The organism is Sphaerospermopsis aphanizomenoides BCCUSP55, from assembly GCF_001586785.1.
Classification (GTDB): domain Bacteria; phylum Cyanobacteriota; class Cyanobacteriia; order Cyanobacteriales; family Nostocaceae; genus Sphaerospermopsis_A; species Sphaerospermopsis_A aphanizomenoides_A.
This window is the reverse complement of record NZ_LUFH02000204.1, coordinates 1-3,121: the sequence shown is the minus strand read 5'-3', so window position 1 is coordinate 3,121 and position 3,121 is coordinate 1. Positions and strand designations below refer to the sequence as shown.

The 3,121-nt window shown below is 34.6% G+C and carries 3 protein-coding genes; 1 reads left to right on the top strand and 2 read right to left on the bottom strand.

Annotated features, from left to right (window positions below; translation table 11 throughout):
• Positions 1-37 precede the first annotated feature (37 nt).
• On the top strand, positions 38-1,006 hold the full coding sequence (locus A0J48_RS26235; RefSeq protein WP_200327506.1) for a DUF4351 domain-containing protein: 969 nt from the start codon (positions 38-40) through the stop codon (positions 1,004-1,006).
• Between the two features lie 291 nt (positions 1,007-1,297).
• Here A0J48_RS26235 and A0J48_RS26230 read toward each other — a convergent pair whose 3' ends face one another.
• Positions 1,298-2,371 carry a ParM/StbA family protein gene (locus A0J48_RS26230; protein ID WP_234301182.1) on the bottom strand — a complete coding sequence of 358 codons (1,074 nt, stop codon included), beginning with the start codon at positions 2,369-2,371 and terminating at the stop codon, positions 1,298-1,300.
• 99 nt (positions 2,372-2,470) lie between these two features.
• Positions 2,471-2,989, bottom strand: coding sequence for a hypothetical protein (locus A0J48_RS26225; protein ID WP_200327505.1), 519 nt, complete (start codon positions 2,987-2,989; stop codon positions 2,471-2,473).
• Between the last annotated feature and the right edge of the window lie 132 nt (positions 2,990-3,121).

Genomic DNA, 3,121 nt, shown 5'->3' with positions numbered 1-3,121 from the left:
GTATATAATATTTTTTATCATGCTCATCTACTAAAAAATGACTGAATTAACAGCTAACTATGATGAATCATGGAAAGAAGCATTAAATGAATATTTTGAAAGCTTCTTATTCTTTTTCTTTCCTCAAATCCATGAATTAATTGATTGGAAAGAATCCCCTCAACCCCTTGACAAAGAACTTCAAGAGATTACAGCTTCATCAGAAACAGAAAAACGGATTGCGGATAAACTTTATAAAGTTTGGTTGTTAGATAAACAACAGATATGGATTTTGATTCACGTTGAAGTTCAAAGTCATTATGATGTTGATTTCGCAGAACGAATGTTTATTTACCACTATCGCGCTTTTGACCTTTACCATAACAAGGTACTTAGCCTAGCAATTTTAGGTGATGATAGACCCAATTGGCGACCTGATTGTTATCATTATTCTATTGGAGGTGGTGAAACTCACGTTAAATTTCCCACTGCTAAACTCCTTGATTACGAATCGCGTTGGAATGAGCTAGAATCTAGTAACAATCCCTTTGCTATCATTACGATGGCGCACTTGAAGACTAAATCTACAATCAGTAATTTTGCTGAACGGGAAGCGTGGAAATGGAAGTTAATTAGAGAACTTTACGAGCAAGGGTTAACAAAAGAACAAATAGTTAAGCTATTCAAAATCATTGATACAATGATGACTTTACCTAAGCATTTACAAGAAGGGTTAATCACTAAAATTAAACGTTTGGAGGAGGAAAGAAAAATGCCCTTAGTTAGCCCAACAGAAAAACTGGCTATGGAACGCAGTGAACAGCAAGGAATACAACAAGGTGAAGAACGGTTAATTATACGACAACTTAATCGGCGATTTGGTGTAATTGCATCCAGCTTAATTGAGCAAATTCATCAACTATCTGTTGAACAGTTAGAATTACTGGGGGAAGCACTTTTGGATTTCTCAACAATAGCTGATCTAGAACAATGGTTACAAAATAAACCCAATTCCGTAGAAGAATAGCATAAATATTTAATAGAAAGGGAGCAATTGTATTAGGCGATCGCCACACCCACCACAGATCGCCTCTCTTAATTTTTAGAGGTTCAATCATTACAATTACCTACCAGTTAAAAAAACTCTATTTCATTAACAAATTCAAAGTCTATCTGGCATTTCCAAAAAGCCCTTTGGCTTTGGTGAAGGCAGGTTAACAACCTTGTTCCCTGAAACAGTAGAACGAGAATTATTAGTTGTAGAATTACTATTTTTAGTAGTTAAATTGGTACTACCAAACAATACTTGATACAAATCCTATACATCCGCTAATCGCACCCCCATCCCTACTTTATCGAGTGCTGGGGGAATTTCTACACCACCATTCCAAATCAATTTCACATTACTGTAATATGCCTCTAATTCTGCTCTAAGATACTCCGCAGTACCACCACATAAAATTAATTCATCAATATCACGGGGTATTTCTTGCAATAACCAGCGTACTAATGCTCGAAAATATTCATCCCGACTAAGTTGGAGGGCAAAAGACATATCTTGGCCTTCTGCTAAAACTTCAACTTCACTTTTACGTCGTGATAAAGTAGCTAAAACTTCTGGTTTACATTCAGATCCTGCTGCTACTACCGTCGCTATAAGATAAGGATCATCTTTTGACAAACCACTACAACGTCTAACAAAATCATCCAACATCCATGACATCCCAAAGGCATTTGATACCCCTGGAGTTACTGCACCTTTATTAGATATTTGTACAGAAGCATTACGATATCCCAACATTGCTACCGCAAGGTTGCAATTTTTAATGTTTTTTCCCAAAATATTGCGACGATGTAGATAAATACCAACTCCTTCGGGAACAACATTCAAGTCTACCAACTTGACTCTAATTTCACCAGTAGGTGTATTAAAACGTTTTAGAACCTGTTTTAATTTAGTTTCAAGTCGCTCCTTATCTTGATACTCTGAAGGAGGTAGTAAAACAGCCAATGAAACCGTGAATTTATTCATCAGTTTTAATTTCTGACTCACAACCCACAAAACACCACAAATTTTTGGTACTGCATTTTCTTCTTTTAACTGCTTGAGTAAGGAATTACCACCATATTTGTTTCTCGCCAGGAAACCAACAGCATAATATTCTTCACCAATACCCACCCAGCAGGTGTTCTCTGGATCTGTTTCTCCAGATTTTGTTTTTTCATAGTTCTCTACTGAGACAACTGAAACATCTGCTATTTCTGGTTCCATACAAAGCAACATGGGAAATTCATTTTTATTAAATACACTTGCAATTGCTTTGGTTTGAGAACCACCTAAATCTATAGCCAGTGTCAAATCTGGGATTACACTATTTGTAGTTTTAGTCATGTTATTACTCCTTTTTCCATCAATGAACCGAAATATATTCTTTGTGATTTAATTTCGTTAATTATGATCCTAAAATTAGGTTTTACTTATTTATGGTGTTTATCCAAATAATGAACGGATATCCTGTCTAATAGCCGTTTGTTCATCTGTTAATTCCATCTGTAATTCGACATCCTCATCCCAAATATCATCTTGTTGGTTAGTTTCTGGAGATTGGTTATCTGTTGTGTTGTCAGCAAATATTGGCGAAATTCTATCTTTAAGAACAATCGGTTGTACTTCATCATTAGAGATATCTAAATCAATTCCTGAACTTTCCATACTTTGCAGAATTGTTTTAGGTGTTGGTAAATCAAGTTTTAGTTCTATCTGGATGTAATTCCACTGTCGTGAAAGCTCAAAAAATGAAAAAACTGCTAAATTCTTTAATTCTTTTGGGTCATGACCACCTAACCTTACATATGCAATTGGTAAAAAGCACATTTTAGCTGCTTCCCATAATAAATCTTTGATATCTTTATCAGGAAAGTTTAGTAAAAATTTTAATAACCTTCCATCTAATGAATTTTCCCTGTATCTATACCTAACTCTAGTTTCCAATAATTTTTCTTCACTCATATAACACTAAACCATTACTTTTATAGTCTGTATTTTCTCAGTTTAATGAAGTTAACTTTCTACATATCCCTTTATCTCTCACAGCAAACAAATACACCTGTAATTTATCAAAAAAGTGATAAATTATATAAG

Coding starts and splice junctions, on each gene's coding strand:
- A0J48_RS26235 (WP_200327506.1), top strand. CDS start 38: ATGACTGAATTAACAGCTAACTATGATGAATCATGGAAAGAAGCATTA.
- A0J48_RS26225 (WP_200327505.1), bottom strand. CDS start 2,989: ATGAGTGAAGAAAAATTATTGGAAACTAGAGTTAGGTATAGATACAGG.
- A0J48_RS26230 (WP_234301182.1), bottom strand. CDS start 2,371: ATGACTAAAACTACAAATAGTGTAATCCCAGATTTGACACTGGCTATA.